This is a genomic window from Streptomyces sp. ISL-98, assembly GCF_018614055.1.
Taxonomy (GTDB): Bacteria; Actinomycetota; Actinomycetes; order Streptomycetales; family Streptomycetaceae; genus Streptomyces; species Streptomyces spiramyceticus.
On record NZ_JAGGPB010000032.1, the window covers coordinates 106425 to 127882 of the forward strand.

General features: G+C 70.1%; 20 protein-coding genes. 12 read left to right on the plus strand and 8 right to left on the minus strand.

Annotated features, from left to right (window positions below; genetic code table 11):
* Positions 1–9: 9 nt before the first annotated feature.
* Positions 10–732 carry a 1-acyl-sn-glycerol-3-phosphate acyltransferase gene (locus J7I98_RS21620; RefSeq protein WP_214922788.1) on the minus strand — a complete coding sequence of 241 codons (723 nt, stop codon included), beginning with the start codon at positions 730–732 and terminating at the stop codon, positions 10–12.
* Positions 733–822: 90 nt separating this feature from the next.
* Between J7I98_RS21620 and J7I98_RS21625 the strand changes: the two genes are divergently transcribed.
* The 6 genes from J7I98_RS21625 to J7I98_RS21650 all read left to right on the plus strand — a co-directional run bounded on the left by J7I98_RS21625 (position 823) and on the right by J7I98_RS21650 (position 7178).
* On the plus strand, positions 823–1278 hold the full coding sequence (locus J7I98_RS21625) for a thioredoxin family protein (RefSeq protein ID WP_214922791.1): 456 nt from the start codon (positions 823–825) through the stop codon (positions 1276–1278).
* On the plus strand, positions 1275–1766 hold the full coding sequence (locus J7I98_RS21630; protein ID WP_214922793.1) for a flavin reductase family protein: 492 nt from the start codon (positions 1275–1277) through the stop codon (positions 1764–1766). The genes J7I98_RS21625 and J7I98_RS21630 overlap by 4 nt, the downstream gene beginning before the upstream one ends.
* A gap of 201 nt (positions 1767–1967) precedes the next feature.
* Positions 1968–2753, plus strand: a complete 786-nt coding sequence (locus tag J7I98_RS21635; protein ID WP_214922800.1) for an electron transfer flavoprotein subunit beta/FixA family protein — start codon at positions 1968–1970, stop codon at positions 2751–2753.
* Between the two features lie 58 nt (positions 2754–2811).
* Positions 2812–3774 carry an electron transfer flavoprotein subunit alpha/FixB family protein gene (locus J7I98_RS21640; RefSeq protein ID WP_214922807.1) on the plus strand — a complete coding sequence of 321 codons (963 nt, stop codon included), beginning with the start codon at positions 2812–2814 and terminating at the stop codon, positions 3772–3774.
* 163 nt (positions 3775–3937) lie between these two features.
* Positions 3938–5236: an aldolase/citrate lyase family protein gene (locus tag J7I98_RS21645; RefSeq protein ID WP_214922809.1), complete on the plus strand. Its 1299-nt coding sequence runs from the start codon at positions 3938–3940 to the stop codon at positions 5234–5236.
* Between the two features lie 118 nt (positions 5237–5354).
* Complete coding sequence (locus tag J7I98_RS21650) at positions 5355–7178, plus strand: serine/threonine-protein kinase (protein ID WP_214922811.1); 1824 nt, start codon at positions 5355–5357, stop codon at positions 7176–7178.
* Positions 7179–7217: 39 nt separating this feature from the next.
* On the opposite strand, the gene J7I98_RS21655 is transcribed toward J7I98_RS21650, so the two are convergent.
* Positions 7218–8207 (minus strand): LacI family DNA-binding transcriptional regulator, encoded by a 990-nt coding sequence (locus J7I98_RS21655; RefSeq protein WP_251020988.1) that lies wholly within the window; start codon positions 8205–8207, stop codon positions 7218–7220.
* Positions 8208–8465: 258 nt separating this feature from the next.
* Here J7I98_RS21655 and J7I98_RS21660 point away from each other — a divergent pair, with 258 nt between their 5' ends.
* Positions 8466–9428, plus strand: coding sequence for an ROK family protein (locus J7I98_RS21660; protein WP_214922816.1), 963 nt, complete (start codon positions 8466–8468; stop codon positions 9426–9428).
* A 56-nt stretch (positions 9429–9484) separates the two neighbouring features.
* Here the strand turns inward: J7I98_RS21660 and J7I98_RS21665 are convergent, their stop codons facing one another.
* A complete protein-coding gene (locus J7I98_RS21665; protein ID WP_214922818.1) occupies positions 9485–11539 on the minus strand; it encodes an NPCBM/NEW2 domain-containing protein in 2055 nt (684 codons plus the stop codon).
* Positions 11540–11806: 267 nt separating this feature from the next.
* Here J7I98_RS21665 and J7I98_RS21670 point away from each other — a divergent pair, with 267 nt between their 5' ends.
* The 3 genes from J7I98_RS21670 to J7I98_RS21680 are packed head-to-tail and all read left to right on the plus strand — an operon-like array spanning position 11807 to position 14906.
* Positions 11807–13099 (plus strand): ABC transporter substrate-binding protein, encoded by a 1293-nt coding sequence (locus J7I98_RS21670; RefSeq protein WP_214922820.1) that lies wholly within the window; start codon positions 11807–11809, stop codon positions 13097–13099.
* A gap of 32 nt (positions 13100–13131) precedes the next feature.
* Positions 13132–14049 carry a carbohydrate ABC transporter permease gene (locus J7I98_RS21675; protein ID WP_214922822.1) on the plus strand — a complete coding sequence of 306 codons (918 nt, stop codon included), beginning with the start codon at positions 13132–13134 and terminating at the stop codon, positions 14047–14049.
* Complete coding sequence (locus J7I98_RS21680; protein WP_214922830.1) at positions 14046–14906, plus strand: carbohydrate ABC transporter permease; 861 nt, start codon at positions 14046–14048, stop codon at positions 14904–14906. Before J7I98_RS21675 ends, J7I98_RS21680 begins: the two co-directional genes overlap by 4 nt.
* A 54-nt stretch (positions 14907–14960) precedes the next feature.
* On the opposite strand, the gene J7I98_RS21685 is transcribed toward J7I98_RS21680, so the two are convergent.
* Positions 14961–15737, minus strand: coding sequence for an SDR family oxidoreductase (locus J7I98_RS21685; RefSeq protein WP_214922837.1), 777 nt, complete (start codon positions 15735–15737; stop codon positions 14961–14963).
* Between the two features lie 110 nt (positions 15738–15847).
* Positions 15848–16027: a hypothetical protein gene (locus J7I98_RS21690; protein ID WP_214922839.1), complete on the minus strand. Its 180-nt coding sequence runs from the start codon at positions 16025–16027 to the stop codon at positions 15848–15850.
* Between the two features lie 266 nt (positions 16028–16293).
* Between J7I98_RS21690 and J7I98_RS21695 the strand changes: the two genes are divergently transcribed.
* Positions 16294–17331, plus strand: coding sequence for an NUDIX hydrolase (locus J7I98_RS21695; protein WP_214922846.1), 1038 nt, complete (start codon positions 16294–16296; stop codon positions 17329–17331).
* On the opposite strand, the gene J7I98_RS21700 is transcribed toward J7I98_RS21695, so the two are convergent.
* Both J7I98_RS21700 and J7I98_RS21705 read right to left on the minus strand, forming a co-directional pair.
* Positions 17290–18015 (minus strand): MBL fold metallo-hydrolase, encoded by a 726-nt coding sequence (locus tag J7I98_RS21700; RefSeq protein ID WP_214922849.1) that lies wholly within the window; start codon positions 18013–18015, stop codon positions 17290–17292. The genes J7I98_RS21695 and J7I98_RS21700 overlap by 42 nt on opposite strands.
* A 69-nt stretch (positions 18016–18084) precedes the next feature.
* Positions 18085–19449, minus strand: a complete 1365-nt coding sequence (locus tag J7I98_RS21705) for a dipeptidase (RefSeq protein ID WP_214922856.1) — start codon at positions 19447–19449, stop codon at positions 18085–18087.
* Between the two features lie 159 nt (positions 19450–19608).
* On the opposite strand from J7I98_RS21705, the gene J7I98_RS21710 reads away from it, so the two are divergent.
* Positions 19609–20889, plus strand: coding sequence for a geranylgeranyl reductase family protein (locus J7I98_RS21710; protein ID WP_308377883.1), 1281 nt, complete (start codon positions 19609–19611; stop codon positions 20887–20889).
* Here the strand turns inward: J7I98_RS21710 and J7I98_RS21715 are convergent.
* Entirely contained in the window at positions 20879–21334 is a 456-nt protein-coding gene (locus tag J7I98_RS21715; RefSeq protein WP_214922866.1) for a nitroreductase family deazaflavin-dependent oxidoreductase, read from the minus strand. The genes J7I98_RS21710 and J7I98_RS21715 overlap by 11 nt on opposite strands.
* Positions 21335–21458 lie beyond the last annotated feature (124 nt).

Here is a 21458-nt window from a genome sequence, read left to right on the forward strand (position 1 = left end):
TACGGACGGTCAGCCGGCCTCGCGCACCTGCGCGGCGGTCGGCGCCGTGCCACCGAGGTGCGCCGGGACCCACCAGGTGTCCTCGGCGTTCTTCGGGCGTACGGGGTACGCGCGCTGAGCCGCTTCGAGAAGCTCCTGCACGCGCCCGCGCAGCCGCCGGGTCATGGCGCCCGCGAACTCGTCCTTGGGTGCGTCCATCGGCTCGCCGACGCGGATCGTCACCGGGATGTGGTTACGGCCGAAATTGCGCGGCTTGCCCTTGGTCCACAGGCGCTGCGTGCCCCACAGGGCCACAGGGATCAGCGGCACCCCGGCCTCCTGTGCCATCCGGGCCGCACCCGACTTGAAGCTCTTCAGCGTGAACGACTCGGAGATCGTCGCCTCCGGGAAGACACCGATGACCTCGCCGGAACGCAGCGAGTCGAGAGCGTGCGCGTACGCCGTCTCACCCTGCTTGCGGTCCACCGGGATGTGCTTCATGCCGCGCATCAGCGGCCCGCCGATCTTGTGCCGGAACACCGCGTCCTTCGCCATGAAGCGCACCAGGCGCTTCTGCGGCAGCGCGCCGAGTCCGGCGAAGATGAAGTCGAGGTAGCTGATGTGATTGCTCACCAGCACGGCGCCACCGGTGCGGGGGACGTTTTCAGAACCCTGCGTGTCGATCTTCAGGTCCAGCGCCTTGAACAAGGTACGTGCGGCACCGATGACCGGTCGATAGACGAGTTCTGCCATGTCAGGGGTGACCCTTCTGTGCCCGGGGAGGGCTCTCCCGGCGGAAGTTACGCAGCCGTAGGTTTAGCGGCGTTGGGCAGATCGTGCCCCATGAGCGGCCGAGTAGCCAGCCCTGGGGTCTTTCGGCCGGGAGATTCTCGTCACGTAGGGAAAGTGCGGGAATCGTCTTCATGCCGTGAATGCTGGAAAGGGACACGTCGGAACAAGGGGAGGCAGCGGGTGTCAGGGCACGACGGCGGTAGGAAACTTGGTGCGGCCGAGATCGGTGCGGAGCCGGGGGAGCGGGCGACTCTCGTCCAGTTCTCCACCGCGTTCTGCCAGCCCTGCCGGGCGACCCGGCGGACCCTCGCCGAAGTCGCCCACATGGTCGAGGGAGTGGCCCATGTGGAGATTGACGCGGAGGCGCGGCTCGATCTCGTACGGGAGCTGGGCATCGTAAAGACGCCGACCGTGCTCGTGCTCGACGCGGACGGGTGGATCGTGCGCCGGGCTTCGGGGCAGCCGCGCCGGGCCGCTGTCATCGCCGCGCTCGGCCACGCCGTATGACCAGGGCAGCCCAGGTGGGCTCTCCAGAACTGCTGCGCTCGGTCTTCCGGCGGCACGCCGCCGGTGTCGCGGTGATCACCGCGCAGGGCTCGCGGCCCGTCGGTTTCACCGCCACCTCGCTCAACTCGGTCGCCGCCGATCCGCCGATGATTTCCTTCGGAGTGGGCACCGGCTCGTCCAGCTGGCCGGTGCTGGCCGAGGCCGAGCACATCGGCGTACACATCCTGGCCGAGGACCAGCAGGGGCTGGCGGCCACCTTCGCGCGCAGTGGCGCCGACCGTTTCGCGCCGCCCACCCGGTGGCGTACCGGCCCCGAGGGCGTGCCGCTGCTCGACGGCGTACTGGCGTGGCTGGTGTGCCGTGTGGTGGCGCGCGTGCCCGCGGGGGATCATCGGATCGTGCTCGGCCAGGTTGTTGCCGGAGACCCCGCGGGACACGGCCGGCCGCTGCTCTATCACCAAGGTCGCTTCAACGCGCTGAGGGACTGAGAGTTCCCGCTGCCTTCCGATTACGCAGCGTTGGCAAGGTCACAGTTCAAAGCGCTTGCTTACGGGGAAAGAGCTGGGTGTACTGACGAGTAATATTCCAGTCGGCGCGGGGTCCGCCCCGACCGGGATCCGCCCCTTCAGGCGCCTATGCTGCCTGCAACGAGGCAGTCAAGAAATAGACGATGCAGTAGGAGAGCCGGCGTGAGCTTGAGGATCGTTGTCTGTGTGAAGTACGTGCCCGACGCCACCGGCGACCGGCACTTCGCCGATGACCTGACCGTCGACCGCGACGACGTCGACGGCCTGCTGTCGGAGCTCGACGAGTACGCCGTCGAGCAGGCGCTGCAGATCGCCGACGAGGCCGACGACGCGGAGATCACCGTGCTGACCGTCGGTCCCGAGGACGCCAAGGACGCCCTGCGCAAGGCGCTGTCCATGGGCGCCGACAAGGCCGTCCACGTCGAGGACGACGACCTGCACGGCAGTGACGTCATGGCCACCTCGCTGGTGCTCGCCAAGGCCATCGAGAAGACCGGCTACGACCTGGTCATCGCCGGTATGGCGTCGACCGACGGCGGCATGGGTGTCCTCCCGGCGATCCTGGCCGAGCGCCTGGGCGTCCCGCAGGTCACGCTGCTCTCCGAGGTCTCCGTCGAGGACGGTGTCGTGAAGGGCCGCCGCGACGGCGACACCGCGAGCGAGCTGCTGGAGGCCTCCCTGCCGGCCGTCGTGTCCGTGACGGACCAGTCGGGCGAGGCCCGCTACCCGTCCTTCAAGGGCATCATGGCCGCCAAGAAGAAGCCGGTGGAGTCCCTGGACCTGGACGACCTGGACATCGACGCCGACGAGGTCGGCCTCGAAGGCTCCTGGACCAAGGTCGACTCCGCCACGGAGCGCCCGGCGCGCACCGCCGGCACGATCGTCAAGGACGAGGGCGAGGGCGGCAAGCAGCTGGCCGAGTTCCTTGCGGGCCAGAAGTTCATCTAAGGCTCGCGCGCCCCCTACTGCCCCCAGATTCTTCGCACTCGCAGGAGATTGAAGTCCCATGGCTGAAGTTCTTGTCTACGTCGACCACGTGGACGGCGCCGTCCGCAAGCCCACCCTTGAGCTGCTGACGCTCGCTCGCCGCGTCGGCGAGCCCGTCGCCGTCGCCCTCGGCTCCGGTGCCGAGGCCACCGCCGCGGTGCTCGCCGAGCACGGCGCCGTGAAGGTCCTCACCGCCGACGCCCCCGAGTTCGCCGACTACCTCGTCGTACCGAAGGTGGACGCGCTCCAGGCCGCGTACGACGCCGTGTCGCCGGCCGCCGTGCTCGTCCCGTCCTCCGCCGAGGGCAAGGAGATCGCGGCCCGCCTCGCGGTCCGTATCGGCTCCGGCATCATCACGGACGCCGTCGACCTGGAAGCGGGCGACGAGGGCCCGGTGGCCACGCAGGCCGTGTTCGCCGCCTCGTACACCACCAAGTCCCGTGTCTCCAAGGGCACCCCGGTCATCACCGTGAAGCCGAACTCGGCGCCGGTCGAGGCCGCCCCGGCCGCGGGCGCCGTCGAGGCGCTCGCCGTCTCCTTCGGTGAGAAGTCCACCGGCACCAAGGTCGTCTCCCGCACCCCGCGCGAGTCGACCGGCCGCCCCGAGCTGACCGAGGCCGCGATCGTGGTCTCCGGCGGTCGCGGCGTCAACGGCGCCGAGAACTTCCACGTCATCGAGGAGCTCGCCGACTCGCTCGGTGCCGCTGTCGGTGCCTCGCGCGCCGCCGTGGACGCCGGCTGGTACCCGCACTCCAACCAGGTCGGCCAGACCGGCAAGTCGGTCTCCCCGCAGCTGTACATCGCCTCCGGCATCTCCGGCGCGATCCAGCACCGGGCCGGCATGCAGACCTCGAAGACCATCGTGGCCATCAACAAGGACGCCGAGGCCCCGATCTTCGACCTCGTCGACTACGGCGTGGTCGGCGACCTGTTCGCGGTCGTCCCGCAGCTGACCGAAGAGGTCAAGGCCCGCAAGGGCTGACCTGCGGAAGTCAGCGAGAGGGCGTAAAGAGCCGGGGCCGTGTGGTGATCTTCACCGCGCGGCCCCGGCCGCTTTCCGGAGACCATTGACGCAGGTCACGACCGACCATTAACTTCACCATGCGGATTGTTGATTCCGTGAAGCGGAAAATTGGAGGGTTGGAATGGGTCAGCAGGAGAAGGTGGCGACGAGCCTCACAGGCGCGGTCAGCGAGGGCATCAGCGCGTCCCTCGTACCGGTCGACGAGGAGCTCGCCCGCCGCTACCCGGGAGACCCAGGGACCCGGCAGCCCGTCCACACGGTCTACGTCCCCGGCGACGTCTTCGCCGCCGACACCATCCGCAGCTGGGGCGACCAGGCCCTGGCCGCCCTCGACGAGCACGCGCCGGACGCCGCGTCGCTCGCCGCCGTCCTCGGCCTCTCCGACGAGCTCGCAGGACCGGTCTACGACCGCGTACGGGCCAAGCTGGAGCGGGAGCCCATCGAGGACCTGCGCGTCGACTTCGAGGACGGCTACGGCGGCCGCACCGACGCCGACGAGGACGCCCACGCGGCCCGCGCAGCCCGGCTGATCAGCGAGGCGTACGCGAAGGGGACGGCGGCCCCGTACATGGGCATCCGCATGAAGTGCATGGAAGCCGCCGTACGCGACCGCGGCATCCGCACCCTCGACATCTTCCTCACCGGCCTGATGGAGGCCGGCGGTCTGCCCGACGGGCTCGTCCTCACGCTGCCCAAGGTGACGTACCCCGAGCAGGTCACCGCGATGGTGCGCCTCCTCGAAGAGTTCGAGAAGGCGCGCGGCCTGGACGCCGGCCGGATCGGCTTCGAGATCCAGATCGAGACCAGCCAGTCCATCCTCGCCGCCGACGGCACCGCCGCCGTGGCACGGATGATCGGCGCCGCCGAGGGCCGCGCCACCGGACTGCACTACGGCACCTTCGACTACAGCGCCTGCCTCGGCGTCAGCGCCGCCTACCAGGCCAGCGACCACCCGGCCGCCGACCACGCCAAGGCGATCATGCAGGTCGCGGCCGCGGGCACCGGCGTGCGCGTCTCCGACGGCTCCACCAACGTCCTGCCGGTCGGCTCCACAGAGCACGTACACGAGGCCTGGCGGCTCCACTACGGCCTCACCCGCCGCGCCCTGGCCCGCGCCTACTACCAGGGCTGGGACATGCACCCGGCGCACATCCCGACCCGGTACGCGGCCGTGTTCGCGTTCTACCGCGAGGGGTACGAGCAGGCTGCCGCGCGCCTCGCCGCGTACGTCAACCACGCGGGCGGCGACGTCATGGACGAGCCCGCCACCGCCAAGGCGCTCAGCGGTTACCTGCTGCGCGGCATCGACTGCGGCGCCCTGGACACCGCCGAGGTCGCCCGGCTCACCGGCCTGACCCGCGCGGACCTCGACGCCTTCGCGTCGCCGCGCCGCGGGGACCTCACGGCCACGGCCAAGTAGCGGCCGCGGGAAGTGGCGGCCACGGCCCGGTAACGGCCGCCGACACCCCGAATCCGGTGTCACAGCTGCCCCGTACTCTGTACGCGTCCACACACGCGACAGCAGGAACGGGGCAGCGGTGTCTTCGGGGGAGAACGAGCGGATCGCCGGCCGCTACCGGGTGGTCGAGCAGCTCGGCCGGGGTGGCATGGGCGTCGTCTGGCGGGCCGTCGACGAGGTGCTGGGCCGTGAGGTCGCGGTCAAGGAACTGCGGACGTACAACGACGCCTCCGGGCCCGAACTGTCCGGTCTGCGGGTGCGCATGCAGCGCGAGGCGCGAGCCGCCGCGCGTGTGCGCCACCCCGGAGTCATCGCCGTGCACGACGTCGCCGACCACGACGGACGCCCGGTCATCGTCATGGAGCTCATCGACGGGCCTTCCCTGGACGACGTACTGAACGAGCGGGGCGTCCTGGAGCCGCGCGAGGCGGCGTCCATCGGCGCGAAGGTGCTGGACGCGCTGGGCGCCGCCCACCGTGCCGGAGTGCTGCACCGTGACGTCAAGCCGGGCAATGTGCTGCTGGAGCCCGGCGGACGGGTGGTCCTCACCGACTTCGGGATCGCCGCGATGGACGACCCGGGCGACGGCTCCACCACCCATCTCACGCGCAGCGGCGAACTGGTCGGCTCCCTCGACTACTTGGCGCCCGAGCGCGCACAGGGCCACGAACCGGGGCCCGCGTCGGACGTATGGGCGCTCGGCGCGACGCTGTACGCGGCGGTGGAAGGCGGCTCGCCGTTCCGCCGTACGTCGACCTGGTCGACGCTGACCGCGATCGTCCAGGAGCCGCTGCCCGAGCCTCGACGCTCGGGGCCGCTCGGGCCCGTACTCCAGCAGCTGATGCAGAAGGACCCGGCGCAGCGGCCCGACGCGGCGGAGGCGGCCCGGCTGCTGGCGGCGGTGGCGGCCGGCGAGGACACGACGGCCACCACGGCGCTGGGCGGTGCCGGGCAGACCCAGGGCGGCCCCGGGCCGCAGGGTGCGCCGAGGGAGGCCACGGTGCGCGATGTGCTGCCGCACCGGCCCGAGGGGTTCGGCCCCGCGATGGACCGGCAGCAGGCACCGCCAGGACCGGGTCCCGTCGCGCCCGTTCCCGTGGCCGCCGCTCCCGCTCCCGCTGCCCAGCCCGCGACTCCAGAGCGGCGGCCGGGGCGCGGCAAGGTCCTGGTGGCGGCGGGCGTCGCGGCAGTGCTGCTCGCCGGAGGCGGCGTGACGTACGCCCTCACCGACCGTACGGAACAGACGTCCGGCGAGCTGGCGAACGGCGCGGGGGAGAGCGCGTCGCCCGGCAGCGGCGAGCGTGAACCCGGAGACGGCGAGCGTTCCGCGACGAAGATGCCGACCAGCGCCGAGCCCTCCGGGAAGCCCGCCGACAAGACGCCGGGCAAGGACGCGAAGCCGCCCGCGAAGGGCGACGACGGCAAGGACTCCGGGGGCTCGGGCGGCGCGGACGGCGGTTCCGACGACGGCGATTCGGATACGTCCGGCTCCTCCGGCGGCTCGGACACGTCAGGGGGCTCGGGCGATTCGGGCGGCTCGACGAGCGGCGGCTCGGGCAGCGGCGGCTCCACGACCACGACCAGCGGCGGCGGAGGGGACCCCGGCACCCCGGCCCCGGAGCCGGCCTGCCACTCCATCGGCGCGGGCAAGTACAACTGCACCGTCTGGCAGACCGCGAAGTCCTACACCGCGTCCGGCACCGAAGTCGGAGTCCTGAACGCCGGCACCAACTACTTCTACTGCCAGCAGAACCTCGGCCGCAGGGAGACCTCCGGCCAGTGGACGAACGTCTGGTGGGCCAAGACCGACGACGACAACGGCAACACCAACGTCTTCGTCAGCGATGTCTACATCAAGGGCGGCGACAACGACCAGCCGGTGCCCGGCCTCCCCGTCTGCTGAGGCCGCGCAACGGTACGACGGTCCGGCCACCCGTCCGGCTCAGTGCGTCCAGGGCGGAATTTCGCCCGAGCCGCGCGCGATGAGGCGTGTCGGGAGTTCCACGCGGCTGGGGGCGTCGTCCACGCCGTCGAGGCGGCGGAAGAGGCGGTTGGCCGCGGTGCGGCCCAGCGCGGTGGCGTCCTGGGCCACGACGGTGAGGCCCGGCTGCAGCAGGTCGGCGAGCTCGATGTCGTCGAACCCGACCAGGGCGACGGGGTGCTCCCGGCCGGCCAGGACCCGTACAGCCGTCACGGTCACCCGGTTGTTGCCCGCGAAGAGGGCGGTGACGGGCTCGGCTGCGTCCAGCATCGCGGTGGCCGCGTCGCGGACCCGTTCGGGTGCGGTGCTGCCGAGCGACACCCACGCGTCGTCGACCTGCAGCCCGGCTTCCTCCATGGCGGCGTGGTAGCCGCGCAGCCGCTCGTGGGCGGTGTGAATGCGGGGCTGGTCGCCGATGAAGCCGATGCGGCGGTGCCCGTGGGCGATCAGATGGGCCACGCCCTCGCGCGCGCCGCCGAAGCTGTCGGAGAGCACCACGTCCGCGTCGATCTTCCCGGCGGGGCGGTCCACGAAGACGGTGGCGATGCCCGCCGCTATCTCCGGCTCCAGGTAACGGTGGTCGTCACCGGCCGGGATCACGATCAGGCCGTCGACGCGCCGGGCGCAGAGCGCGAGCACCAACTCCTGCTCGCGGCCGGGGTCTTCGGCGCTCGACCCGTTGATGAGGAGGGCGCCGTGGGCGCGGGCCACTTCCTCGACGGCGCGGTTCAGCGGCCCGTAGAAGGGGTCGGCGAGGTCTTCCAGCACCAGGCCGATGCTGGCGGTGCGGCCCTTGCGGAGCACCCGGGCGCTGTCGTTGCGGCGGAAGCCCAGGGCCGCGATCGCTTCATGGACGCGCTGCTCTGTGTCGGGTGTGACGCCCGGTTCGCCGTTCACCACGCGGGAGACCGTCTTGAGACCGACTCCGGCGCGGGCGGCCACATCCTTCATGGTCGGCCGGTTGCCGTAACGGGGCTCGGGGCGGCTCTCGGTGTCGGCCACGGTGCGCTGTCCTGTCCTGTCGTCGTCGGAGGCGTGCTCGGGGCGTGCTCGGGTCGTGTTCCGGGTAGTGCTCGGAGGTGTCGGTCGGGGTGTGCGGCGGGGTCGAAGGGGTGTGGCGTCGAGCATAGGGCCTGGACAACGTTGTCAGGTGAATGGAGACTGGCTCTGACCTGCCGCCACCTCGTTCCGCCTGGAGATCCCACACCGATGCACACCGACCTCGTCGCAGCTCTCGACATCGGCGGCACCAAGATCGCGGGCGCGTTGGTGGACGGCGACGGCCGACTTCTCCTGCGGGCGCAGCGGCCGACCCCCGCCCGGGAGAACGGCGAGACGGTGATGCGTGCCGTGGCCGCGGTGCTCGCCGAGCTGACCGCGTCCCCGCTGTGGGAGCGCGCGACGGCCGTCGGTATTGGCAGCGCGGGTCCTGTGGACGCCTCCGCCGGTACGGTCAGCCCGGTCAACGTCCCCGGCTGGCGCGACTTCCCGCTGGTCGAGCGGGTACGGCGTACGGTCGGCGGCCGGCCGGTCGCACTCGTCGGCGACGGCGTCGCCATGACGGCCGCCGAACACTGGCAGGGCGCGGCCCGCGGCTATGACAACGCCCTGTGCATGGTCGTCTCGACCGGCGTAGGCGGCGGCCTCGTCCTCGGCGGGCAGCTGCACCCCGGGCCCACGGGCAATGCGGGCCACATCGGCCACATCAGCGTCGACCTGGACGGCGACCCCTGCCCGTGCGGATCGCGCGGCTGCGTGGAGCGAATCGCCAGCGGGCCCAATATCGCGCGCAGGGCCGTCGAGCAGGGCTGGCGGCCCGGCCCCGACGGCGACGCCACCGCCGCCGCGGTGGCGGCTGCCGCCCGCGCCGGAGATCCGGTCGCCGTCGCCTCGTTCGAACGGGCCGCCCAGGCCCTGGCAGCGGGTATCGCGGCCACAGCGACGCTGGTCGAGATCGACATCGCGGTCATCGGCGGGGGAGTGGCGGGCGCGGGCGACGTGCTGTTCGTGCCCCTGCGCCGCGCGCTGCGCGACTACGCCACGCTCTCGTTCGTACAACGTCTTACGGTCGCCCCGGCGCTCACCGGCACCGACGCCGGCCTGGTCGGTGCGGCCGCCGCCGCCCTACTCGGGAGGAAGCCGGGCGAGACGGCGACGGCCCTCAGCAACTGACGAACTGACGGCCCATCACTTCACGGCCATCACCTCACCGCTCGCAACTCACCATCTCAGCAACTCAACTTCGCATCCGCCCAGTCCGCGTGGTCGTAGTCGATCCCGTCCCCGCCGTCCGTGACCACCAGACGCACCACCTGCGCACCGCTCACATCGGCCGAAATCGGCTGCGACGGCATGACGTTGGTCAGCGTGCCCGTCGAGGCGGCCTTTCTCCCGTCGGCCCAGATCTCGAACGCGACCGTGCCCCGGAGGCCCGCCTCGTCGTCGAGACCCACCCGAGCGGTGACGCCGGAGCACTTCCCGCCCGCGTAGTACTCGACCGTACTCGCGGCATGGACCCCGAGGCCCTTGGCGAATGCCTGGCCGCCGATGGTGATCGGCCTGCCGTCGCCCGCGCCGCTCTCACCGTTGCTGCGGTCCTTCTCGACGGGACCCCAGCCATTGGCGGCGCTCATCCAGCCCAGGTCACTGAGCTGCGAGACCCCGGCGGGCGGCGCCACCACGACCCGCACGCCCACCGGCGCGGTGACGGCCGTCCGATCACCCTGCGGCGTCCGGTACTTCGCGGTGAGTGCCAGATCGTACGTACCCGGGTCCGTGCCGTCCGGTACGGACACCTTCCACTCGGTACGGAGCCTCGCGCCGCCCTGAAGCACCGGAACCGAAGGCCGCGAGGCCGGTACGGCCGTCCAGCCCGCAGGACCGGCCAGCGAAACCGAGACGTCGCGTACGGGCGTACGGCCGAGGTCGGCGACCGTGGAGACAATCCCGGCCGTCCGGCCCTCCTCGGCCGTCGGGGAGCCGTCCGCGGTCAGTTCCACGGCCGGCGGCAGCCCGGCCCACTTCTCGTCCGGCGCCACGCGGAGCAGCACCGTGCCGTGAGCGGGAACGGTCGCCGAGATCGTCCCAGTGGTGTGGCTGCTCCTGTGCTGCCACAGATCGCGCATGCGGTAGCCCGGCGCGTCCGGCAGGCCGACCGCCTCCGCCGTCGTCGCGATGCGCTGCGGGCTGCCGCTCTCGTTGAAGAGGGCCACGGTGCGGCCGCCGTCCGCCATCTCCTTGGTGACGACCCAGCGCCCGCCCTCGGAGCTCAGCACGGCGCCCTGCTTGCCGAGACGATCCTGGTCGACGGCGATGACCTCACGGTTGCCGAGGATCTCGAAGGTCTCGGGGGTCGCCTTGCGCAGGTCGGAGCCGATGAGCAGGGGCGCCGCCATGACCGACCACATCGAGAAGTGGGTGCGGTACTCGGTGTCCGTCATGCCGCCGTTGCCGACCTCCAGCATGTCGGGGTCGTTCCAGTGGCCGGGCCCCGCGTACGGTGCGAGCGGCAGGTTCTGCTTCATGATCGACAGCATCGATCCCCAGCTGTCGCTGATGTCGCCGGTCGTACGCCACAGGTGTCCGACGTCGGCGGCCCACTCCCAGGGCCTGTTCTCGCCCCATTCGCAGATGCTGTGGACGATGGGGCGGCCCGTGGCCCTGAGCGCGTCGCGCATGGTCTTGTAGCGCAACTTGGCGTCGACGCCCAGGTTGTTGCAGTTGTCGTATTTGAGGTAGTCGACGCCCCAGTCGGCGAACTGCTTCGCATCGCTGTACTCATGGCCGAGCCCGCCGGGAAAGCCCGCGGGGTTGCAGGTCTTGGTGCCGGCACTGGTGTAGATGCCGAACTTGAGGCCCTTGGAGTGGACGTAGTCGGCGACGGCCTTGATGCCGTTCGGGAAACGCACCGGATCGGGCACGAGTTTGCCGTCCGCGTCGCGCTGTGGCTTCGCCCAGCAGTCGTCGAGATTGACGTATTCGTATCCGGCTTCCTTGAGGCCCTTCTCGACGAAGATGTCCGCGATGCCTTTGATCATCGCCTCGTTGAAATCGGCCCGGCAGTGCGTGGAGTTCCAGTTGTTGAATCCCATGGGCGGGGTGGGCGCGAGTCCCTCGGCGAGCGGGTCGGCGGGTGCTGCTGTGGCCGGTGAGGGCGGTGTGCCGTCGCTGTGCGCGGCGGCCGGCGCGGCGAGTCCGGTCGTGGCCAGCAGCGCTGCGGCCAGCGCTCCGACGACTCTGCCGGCGACTCCGCCAGGGGGTGTGCGGACGGGAAGGTGACGCATCGTTACGTTCCTCCGTGTGCGCGAGAGATCAGCCGATGTCGTGTACGTGTCAGCATGCGCGTTTAAGGTAGAGCGCGTTGGAGTCTGTTGGAAGAGGCGCGGTAACGGTTGTCCGGTATCTCGTCAGAACGCTTGACGGCGTGCCCGCTTGGGGGTTGAGATCCAAGCCTCGCGTTCGGTTGTGTTGAGTTCTACCTCGGAGGAGGGGACATGGCTCAGTCAGGGTTCAATGGTCCAGCCGTTCCCGGGAGCGTGGCAGGACATCGGATGTCCCGCCGGGATCTCCTGCGCGGTGCGGCCGCGGGCGCGGGAGCGGTCGCGCTGCCTTCGCTGCTCACCGCCTGTGGCAGTGGTCCCGGCGGCGACGGCCGTACGGTCACGATGGGCTCGAATTCCTCCGACCCGGTGCCGAAGAAGGCATTCGCCGAGGCTTTCCGGGCGTACGAGAAACAGGCCGGAGGCGGTCGCAGGATCAAGGTCAACACCGTCGACCACAACACCTTCCAGGAGAACATCAACCGCTATCTCCAGGGCAAGCCGGACGACGTATTCATGTGGTTCGCCGGTTACCGGATGCAGTTCTTCGCCAAGAAGGGCCTGCTGTACGACATCAGCGACATCTGGAAGGGCTTCGAGGGTTTCTCCCCGGCCCTCAAGGACCAGTCGACGGGCGAGGACGGCAAGCAGTACCTCGTGCCGTACTACTACTACCCGTGGGCGGTCTTCCACCGGAAGAGCGTCTTCTCGAAGTACGGCTACGAAGCCCCCGGCACCCTCGACGACTACATTGCCCTCGCCCGGCAGATGAAGAAGGACAAGCTCGTCCCCATCGCCTTCTGCGACAAGGACGGCTGGCCCGCGATGGGCACCTTCGACTACATCAATATGCGCACCAACGGCTACGAATTCCACAAGTCCCTGATGGCAGGCCGCGAGGCGTGGACCGACAAGCGCGTCAGGGAGGTCTTCGACACCTGGCGCAGGATCCTCCCGTACTGCCACGAGGGCGCCAACGGCCGCACCTGGCAGGAAGCCGCCACCTCCCTCCAGAAGCGCGAGACCGGCATGGCGGTCTTCGGACTCCCGCACCCCGGCGCCCAGTTCCCGAAGGCGGAGCAGGACGACCTCGACTTCTTCCCGTTCCCGGAGATCAATCCGGAGCACGGCCAGGACGCGGTCGAGGCGCCCATCGACGGCTTCCTGCTGGCGAAGAAGTCGAAGAACCTCAAGAACAAAAAGACCATGGAGAGCGCGAAGGACCTGCTGTCCTGGCTGGCCACGGGCAAGGCCGAGGACATCTACCTGGCCGGTGACCCCAACAACATCGCCGTCAGCGACCGGGCCGACACCTCCACCTACACGCCGATCCAGAAGAAGGCCGTCGCACTCGTCTCGGGCGCCCGGCAGATATCCCAGTTCCTGGACCGCGACACCCGGCCGGACTTCTCGTCGACCGTGATGATTCCGGCCATCCAGAAGTTCATCAGCAACCCCAACGACGTGGACGGCCTGGTCAACGACATCGAGAGCCAGAAGAAGACCATCTTCGCCTCCGACTGACGCCCGCCCCCACCCACTTGGAGCCCCGACCAGTGCCGTCGACCACCGCACAGCGCGCCGGACGACGACGAGGCCCGCGCCGGTTCACTCCGCGCGACCTCGCCGTCCTCGGCGTGCTGCTTGGCATACCGATCCTGCTCGACATCGCCATCGTGTGGGGCCCGACCCTCGCCTCCGTCGTGCTGTCCTTCACCAACTGGGACGGCATCGGAGACATCGAGTGGGTCGGTACGGACAACTACACCAACCTCTTCACCAACTACCCGGTGTTCTGGCCCGCCGTACGCCACAACCTGTTGTGGCTGGCCTTCCTCGGCTGCCTCGCCACCCCGTTCGGGCTGCTGCTCGCCGTACTCATCGACAAGGGCGTCCGCTTCAGCCGCTTCTACCAGTCGACGCTCTACATGCCCGTCGTGCTCTCGCTGGCCGTCGTCGGCTTCATCGCCCAGCTGGTCTTCTCCCGCGACCAGGGCGCGCTCAACGCCGTACTCGGCGACACCAGGACCCCCACCGACTGGCTCGGCGACCCCGACCTGAACATCTGGATGATCCTGATCGCCGCCGCCTGGCGGCACACCGGCTACGTCATGATCCTCTACCTGGCCGGGCTGAAAGCCGTCGACCGGTCCCTCAAGGAAGCCGCCGCCATCGACGGCGCGAGCGAGACGCAGACCTTCTTCCGCGTCGTCCTCCCGACGCTGCGCCCCGTCAACATCATCGTCCGCGTCATCACCGTCATCGAGTCCCTGCGCGCCTTCGACATCGTGTACGCCGTCAACCACGGCAGAAACGGCCTCGAGGTGCTCTCGGTGCTCGTCACCGACAACATCATCGGCGAGGCGAGCCGCATCGGCTTCGGCTCGGCGATCGCCGTCGTCCTGCTGGGCGTCTCGCTGGCCTTCGTCGTGACGTACCTGGTCCAGGAGCTCCGAGGGGAGAAGAACCGATGACGCGGGTACGCCCGGCCAGGCTCGGCCTGCACGCCTTCCTGATGGCCGTCTCGCTGGCCTTCCTCGCCCCGCTCGCCCTGGCGGTCTACGCGTCCCTGCGCCCGTACGAAGAGACCTCCGAGCACGGCTACTTCTCCCTCCCCGACCGTCTCTCCTTCGACTACTACCAACAGGCCTTCACCGACTCGGGGATGACGAAGTATTTCGTCAACACCTTGATCATCGCGGTGCCGGGCGTTCTCGTCACCCTCTTCCTCGCCTCCTTCGTGGCCTTCGCGGTCGCACGGCTGCGGATGCGCGGCTCGATGCTCCTCCTGATGCTCTTCACCGCGGGCAACCTGCTGCCGCAGCAGGTCATCGTGACGCCGCTGTACGTCCTCTTCAACCGCATCCCGCTGCCGTACTGGATGTCCGACTCGATGACGATGTTCGACTCGTACTGGGCGGTCGTCTCGGTCCAGGTCGGCTTCCAGACCGGCTTCTGCGTCTTCGTCCTGGCGAACTTCATGCGCGCCCTGCCGTACGAAATCCTGGAGGCGGCCATCGTCGACGGCGCGGGCGTTTGGACCCAGTACTGGCGCATCACCCTGCCACTGTGCCGCCCGGCCCTCGCCGCCCTGGGCACGCTCCAGTTCACCTGGATGTACAACGACTTCCTGTGGGCACTGGTCTTCATGTCCGACGGCGACAAACTCCCCATCACCTCGGCGCTGAACAACCTCCGCGGCCAGTTCTTCACCGACTACAACCTGCTGGCGGCGGGCTCGGTGATCGTCGCCCTGCCGACCCTGCTGGTCTTCCTGCTCCTGCAACGCCACTTCATCGCGGGCCTGACCCTGGGATCGAGCAAGGGCTGAGCGTCCGGGCGTCGGTCCCGCTGGGACCCGTGCGGCGCAATGTCCGCGTCGACGTCAGCGGGCGACCTTCTCGGCCAGGTACTCCTCCCAGGTCCGCTTGCCCACCGCGCGGTCGGGCGCGGTCAGATCCCCGGAACGAAAGCCCGCGCCGACCTTCCCCGGGATGAGCACGCGCAGGACGAGGCGGCGCTTGCCCGCCGCCCGCAGCCAGCTCCTGGCCAGCCGGTCTATCGAGTACACCGTCGGCCCGGCCAGGTCCGGCACCTGTCCGGCCGGCCCGTTGAGCGCCAACTCGACGAGCCGGTCCGCGACTTCACCCGGGTCGACCGGCTGGCAGACGGTACGGGCCGGCACGATGACCACGGGCAGCTTGGACAAGACGCCAAAGGTCCTGTCCAGAAGCTCGGGGAACTGAGTGGCGCGCAGATTGGTCCAGCCGATTCCCGAGGCCGCCAGCAGCCGCTCCCCTTCCAGCTTGATCCGGTAATAGGGGTACGGGATCCGGTCGATGCCGACGACAGAGATGTTGAGGACGTGCTCGACCCCGGCCCGCTGCGCGGCCTCCAGCAGGTGGTGGAAGGCCGGGACGTCGTTCTTGAAGTGCCAGATGTCGGTCGCGCAGTGAATGACCGTGCGGACCCCGGCGAACGCCTCGTCCAGACCCGCCCCGCTCGCGAGGTCACCGGTGAACCAGGTCACGCCCGCATCGCCCGGCAGCACGGTCCTGCGGGTGAGCGCCCGCACCGGCAACCCGGTGCGGCGCGCCCGCTCCAGCACCTTGCGGCCGAGTACGCCCGTCGCACCGGTCACCATGATCGCGTCGTTGTTCATCAGTCGGCCCTTCTCGTGTTGCTGTCACTCATGAAGAACCGACGACTCACGTGTTCTGTGACAGCTCCCGCAGCTGACCGGCCAGAAAGTGAAAAGAAGCCGGCCCGCGGCTACGTGCCGGCTCCCTCCGGCACCCGCTGCACCACGATCACCAGGAACGCGTCCGACTCCAGGTCCATCACGACCTCCGCCGGGCACCCCTCCGCGCGTCGTGCCAAGGCGAATTCCTCCGCCGGCCAGCTGCCCCTCGGGCCTCCGGCCGGGAACTGTTCCAACACCATGCGACTCATGCCGCACCCCCGTTCCCATACCAGCCGAACTCTCGCTCATGTGCTCCAACGAGACTCCGTGCACGTGCGTCACGGTTCCCCCGTCCCACCAGGGCACTCTTGTCATACGATTCGACGCCGCCGGGGCCCGTCGGCGTTGCTTCCGACCCGCAACAGCATCAGCACGGTTGTGTGCCCAAACGGTCGCGGGCACCATGCGGTGACCCCGGGTTTCCGTGGCAGGGTGTTGCGGGCAAGCCACAGGGGGCTACGGAAGAGGGGGAACCGTGATCGTCTGGATCAACGGTGCGTTCAGTGCGGGCAAGACCAGCGCCGCGCGCGAACTGATCGATCTGATCCCGAACAGCACCTTCTACGACCCCGAACTGATCGGCGGGGGACTGCGCAACCTGCTGCCGCAGAAAAGACTCTCCGAGGTCAGCGACTACCAGGACCTCCCGATCTGGCGCCGCCTCGTCGTCGACACCGCCGCCGCTCTGCTCGCCGAGGTCGGCGGGCCGCTGGTGGTGCCCATGACGATCCTGCGGCAGGAGTACCGGGACGAGATCTTCGGCGGGCTCGCTGCCCGCCGTATCCCGGTGTGCCATGTGCTGCTGGCGCCAGACGAAACGATCCTGCGCCAACGGATCGCCGACCGCGAGGAGCTGGAGGACGACCCCGAAGTCAGTGAACGTGTACGTCAATGGGCGTACGAGCACATCGAGCCGTACCGTGCGGCCCTGTCCTGGCTCGCCGAGGACGCCCACGTCGTCGACACCAGCCGGCTGAGCCCCGCCGAGACGGCCTGCCGGATAGCCGACGCGGTACGGACCGGGGCCGCCGGCGCCTGCGAGATCGTGCAGACGCCGGAGCCGACCGCCGAGACCGTTGCCGCGGGGGTCCTCCTCTTCGACGAGGCGGACCGGGTACTGCTCGTCGACCCGACGTACAAACCCGGCTGGGAGTTCCCCGGCGGCGTCGTGGAGCCGGGGGAGCCGCCCGCGCGCGCCGGAATGCGCGAAGTCAAGGAGGAGATAGGGATACAACTCACCGACGTACCAGGGCTGCTTGTCGTCGACTGGGAGCCGCCCCGGGCGCCCGCCTACGGCGGCCTGCGGCTGATCTTCGACGGCGGCAGGCTCGACAGCACGGAAGCCAAGCGGCTGCTGCTGCCAGGATCCGAGCTGCGTGGCTGGCGGTTCGTCACCGAGGAGGAGGCCGCCGGGCTGCTGCCCCCCAACCGTTACGAGCGTCTCCGCTGGGCTCTGCGGGCCCGCGAGCGGTCAGTCGTGCTCAACCTGGAGGCCGGAGTCCCGGTCGGCTGACGCGCGCAGGACGGCGGCGGCGTCGGCGGTCAGCGGATCGCCGTGGCCGAAGCAGACCGTGGCGGGGGCGAGCGCGGCCAGCCGGCGGAACGAGGCCAGCGCCCGCTCCCGGTCGGTGTTGAACACACCGAGCATGACCTGGCCCACGCCTGCGACGCAGTCGCCCGTGAACAGCACGCCGTACTCCGGCAGATGGACGGCGATGCTGCCGTCCGTGTGGCCCGGGGAGTGCACCACCTGCGCGCCGCCGCCGAAGTCCAGCAGGTCGCCGTCCTCGGCCTCCCGGTCGACCCGGGTGGGCGGGGCCGGCGGCACGGTCAGCCCGTGGGCGTACAGCGGACGCTCCCAGTCCAGCAGTACGGGCTCCGGCACCGGCCGGTCGCCTCGGATGACGGGCGCGTCGAGCCGGTGGGCCACGATCTCGGCGCCGTAGCGGTCGGCGAGTTCCTGGGCGGCGCCCACGTGGTCGCGGTGGCAGTGGGTGAGGACGATGCGGCGGATGTTCTGCGGGCGCAGGCCCAGGCTCCGTATCGCCGCTTCGATGTCAGGGGCGGCGTCCTTGTTGCCCGCGTCGATCAGGGTCAGTTCCGCGTCCGGCTCCCCGCTCTCGCGCCAGAGGTACGCCTGGCCGATCGGGAAGCGGAACATGTGCAGTCGCTCGGGGATTACCTCGACAAGATCCATGCGACGAACGTACGCAGCGCGTGCCGCCCGCCGCACGGATCTTCGCTGTCGGCGATCTCCGCTCTCCGCTTAACCCTTCTTGGACTCCGCGTAGTTGACCAGGAACAGCGCCTCGGCAACGGACATCCGCTCCAGCTCCTCGGGCGACACGCTCTCGTTCACCGCGTGGATCTGCGCCTCCGGCTCGCTCAGCCCGATGAGCAGAATCTCCGCCTCCGGGTAGAGCGCGGCGAGCGTGTTGCACAGCGGGATCGAGCCGCCCATGCCGGACGCCTGCATCTCCTGGCCCGGGTACGCCACACGCATCGCCTCGGCCATCGAGGTGTACGCCGGACTGCTGATGTCCGCCTTGAACGGCTGGCCCTGACCCACCTGCTCCACCGAGACCCGCGCACCCCACGGCGTGTGCGATTCGAGGTGTGCGGTCAGCAGCTTCGTCGCCTCGGCGGCGTCCTGGCCCGGCGGCACCCGGAGGCTTATCTGCGCCCGCGCGCTCGCCTGGAGGGACGGCGTCGCGCCCACGACCGGCGGGCAGTCGATGCCGATCACCGTGACGGCGGGGCGGGCCCAGATGCGGTCGGCGACGGAGCCGCTGCCGATCAGGCCGACGCCGTCGAGCACCTTGGCGTCCTTGCGGAACTCCGCCTCCGGGTACTCCACGCCGTCCCACGAAGCGTCCGCGGTCAGCCCGTCCACGGTCGTCGAACCGTCCTCGGCGCGAAGCGAGGCCAGCAGCTGGATGAGCGCGGCCAGCGCGTCGGGTGCGGCGCCGCCGAACTGGCCGGAGTGCAGGTTGCCTTCCAGGGTGTCGATCCGTACCCGCAGCATGGTCATGCCGCGCAGCGTCGCGGTGACCGTCGGCAGGCCGACGCGGAAGTTGCCGGTGTCGCCGATGACGACGGTGTCGGCGGCGAGCAGCTCGGGGTGCGCCTCCGCGTACTGCTCCAGGCCGCCCGTGCCCTGCTCCTCCGAGCCCTCCGCGACGACCTTGACGGAGACAGGCACGCCGCCGTTCGCCTTGAGGGCGCGCAGCGCGAGCAGGTGCATGATGAAGCCGCCCTTGCAATCGGCGGCGCCACGCCCGTACCAACGCCCGTCGCGCTCGGTCAGCTCGAACGGCGGAGTCACCCAGGAAGCAAGATCGAGCGGCGGCTGCACGTCGTAGTGCGCGTACAGCAGAACGGTCGGAGCGCCCTCAGGACCGGGCAGGAAGCCGTACACGGACTGGGTGCCGTCCGGGGTGTCCAGCAGCGCGACGTCCTGGAAGCCCTCGGAGCGCAGCGCGCCGGCGACCCAGTTCGCGGCGGCCTCGCACTCGCTCTTCGGGAACTGCGCGGGATCCGCCACCGACTGGAAGGCCACCAGCTCGGCCAGCTCCGCCTTGGCGCGGGGCATCAGCGAGGCGACGGTCTCGGCGATCGGATTCGCGGTCATGGGCACGCTCCTCGTGGGTGCGACGTTGTGTACATGTACGAATGGTTGTTCGTACATCGGAAGGCAGGGCCGATCCTCCCACAACGAGATCGGCCGGGCCCGCGCCGTAGGATGCGTCAGCAGTACGGTCAACGGGCGGATCAGGAGCAGAAGCACATCGTGAGCAGCGAGAACGCAGACGCCGGACGTGAGCACGAAGAGCCGGTCTGGGACGTCGTCGTGGTCGGTGCCGGGCCCGCGGGGGCATCGGCGGCATATGCGGCAGCGGTCGCGGGACGGCGCGTACTCCTCCTGGAGAAGGCGGAGATCCCCCGGTACAAGACCTGTGGCGGAGGCATCATCGGGCCATCGCGCGACGCGCTGCCGCCCGGTTTTGAACTGCCCCTCATGGACCGTGTGTACGCCGTGACGTTCTCGCTGGGCGGGAAACTGTCGCGGACACGCCGCTCGAAGCAGATGCTCTTCGGGCTCATCAACCGGCCGGAGTTCGATGCCGGTCTGGTGGAGGCGGCGCAGAAGGCGGGCGCCGAAGTCCGTACCGGAGTGACGGTCGCACGCGTCGAGCAGCACGGGTCGGCGGTGCCGGACCGGCGCACGGTCGCGGTCGTCCTCTCCGGCGGCGAGACGGTGCTGGCGCACGCGGTGGTCGGCGCGGACGGCAGTGCGAGCCGCATAGGCGCACACGTCGGGGTGAAGCTCGACCAGGTGGATCTCGGCCTGGAGGCGGAGATCCCGGTGCCCGCGACGGTCGCCGAGGACTGGGCGGGGCGGGTGCTCATCGACTGGGGGCCGATTCCGGGCAGTTACGGCTGGGTGTTCCCCAAGGGGGAGACGCTGACGGTCGGGGTGATCTCGGCGCGCGGTGACGGTGCGGCCACCAAGCGGTACCTGGAGGAATTCATCGCCCGCCTCGGTCTCGCCGGGTTCGAACCCGCCGTCTCCTCCGGGCACCTGACGCGGTGCCGCAGCGACGATTCGCCGCTGTCGCGCGGCCGGGTGCTGGTGTGCGGGGACGCGGCGGGGCTGCTGGAGCCGTGGACCCGCGAGGGGATCTCCTTCGCGCTGCGGTCCGGGCGGCTCGCGGGGGAGTGGGCGGTGCGGATCGCCGAATCGCAGGACGCGGTGGACGCCCGCCGCCAGGCACTGAATTACGCCTTCGCCATCAAGGCGGGGCTCGGTGTGGAGATGGGCGTCGGGCGGCGGATGCTCGCACTCTTCGAGCGCCGTCCGGGGCTGCTGCATGCGGCGATCACCGGCTTCCGGCCGGCCTGGAAGATGTTCGCCCGGATCACGCGCGGCTCGACCACGCTGGCCGAGACGGTGCGTACGCACCCCATGGCCCAGCGCGCACTGAACGCGGTGGACTCGGCATCCTTGGGCCGGGGTGCGGCGGACCGGGGCGCGACGGCGGACCGGGGGTCGTCGTCCGTCAGCCCGTGACGGTGATGCGGAAGACGGGGTGGTCGGGGGCGGCTGCCAGGAGCTCCTCGTCGGAGGACTTGGCGGTCACACCCTTGAAGTACTGGTTGACCTCCCAGCCCCAGCGCTCCAGGTAGGTGCGGAGCACCAGCAGCTTCTCGTCGTCGGGAAGTTCGGCCGCGGTGAAGCGGCGGACCTTGCGGCCGACCTTGAGTTCGCCCTGGCCCGCGGAGCGCATGTTGCGGACCCACTGGGAGTGGCCGCGGGCGGAGACCAGGTACTGGGCGCCGTCGTGGGTGTGCGGGTTCACGGGGATGCGCTGCATCTGGCCGCTCTTGCGGCCGCGTACGGACAGCTCGGCCGAGCCCATCAGGCTGAAGCCGTGCCGGGCGAGCCAGCCGATGATGTTGTTCAGCCTGATCGCCATGGGGCTGCCCTGGAGGTAGTACGGCTGGGACTGCGGCATGGTGACCTCCACCGGCTGTGAGAGCACTGCTCTCGCTTGAGAGCAGTGTGCACTCGATCGGTGATCCAAAGCAAGAGCGGTGCTCTCGTTATTGGTCGGTGCTCTCGAACGTGGCAGACTGCCC

Excerpts from the sequence above, each read along its gene's own strand:
- J7I98_RS21630 (WP_214922793.1), top strand. The coding sequence starts at position 1,275 with ATGACCAGGGCAGCCCAGGTGGGCTCTCCAGAACTGCTGCGCTCGGTC.
- J7I98_RS21680 (WP_214922830.1), top strand. The coding sequence starts at position 14,046 with ATGACGCGGGTACGCCCGGCCAGGCTCGGCCTGCACGCCTTCCTGATG.
- J7I98_RS21685 (WP_214922837.1), bottom strand. The coding sequence starts at position 15,737 with ATGAACAACGACGCGATCATGGTGACCGGTGCGACGGGCGTACTCGGC.
- J7I98_RS21690 (WP_214922839.1), bottom strand. The coding sequence starts at position 16,027 with ATGAGTCGCATGGTGTTGGAACAGTTCCCGGCCGGAGGCCCGAGGGGC.
- J7I98_RS21655 (WP_251020988.1), bottom strand. The coding sequence starts at position 8,207 with ATGAAGGATGTGGCCGCCCGCGCCGGAGTCGGTCTCAAGACGGTCTCC.
- J7I98_RS21640 (WP_214922807.1), top strand. The coding sequence starts at position 2,812 with ATGGCTGAAGTTCTTGTCTACGTCGACCACGTGGACGGCGCCGTCCGC.
- J7I98_RS21700 (WP_214922849.1), bottom strand. The coding sequence starts at position 18,015 with ATGGATCTTGTCGAGGTAATCCCCGAGCGACTGCACATGTTCCGCTTC.
- J7I98_RS21645 (WP_214922809.1), top strand. The coding sequence starts at position 3,938 with ATGGGTCAGCAGGAGAAGGTGGCGACGAGCCTCACAGGCGCGGTCAGC.
- J7I98_RS21670 (WP_214922820.1), top strand. The coding sequence starts at position 11,807 with ATGTCCCGCCGGGATCTCCTGCGCGGTGCGGCCGCGGGCGCGGGAGCG.
- J7I98_RS21625 (WP_214922791.1), top strand. The coding sequence starts at position 823 with ATGAGCGGCCGAGTAGCCAGCCCTGGGGTCTTTCGGCCGGGAGATTCT.
- J7I98_RS21705 (WP_214922856.1), bottom strand. The coding sequence starts at position 19,449 with ATGACCGCGAATCCGATCGCCGAGACCGTCGCCTCGCTGATGCCCCGC.
- J7I98_RS21660 (WP_214922816.1), top strand. The coding sequence starts at position 8,466 with ATGCACACCGACCTCGTCGCAGCTCTCGACATCGGCGGCACCAAGATC.
- J7I98_RS21715 (WP_214922866.1), bottom strand. The coding sequence starts at position 21,334 with ATGCCGCAGTCCCAGCCGTACTACCTCCAGGGCAGCCCCATGGCGATC.
- J7I98_RS21620 (WP_214922788.1), bottom strand. The coding sequence starts at position 732 with ATGGCAGAACTCGTCTATCGACCGGTCATCGGTGCCGCACGTACCTTG.
- J7I98_RS21665 (WP_214922818.1), bottom strand. The coding sequence starts at position 11,539 with ATGCGTCACCTTCCCGTCCGCACACCCCCTGGCGGAGTCGCCGGCAGA.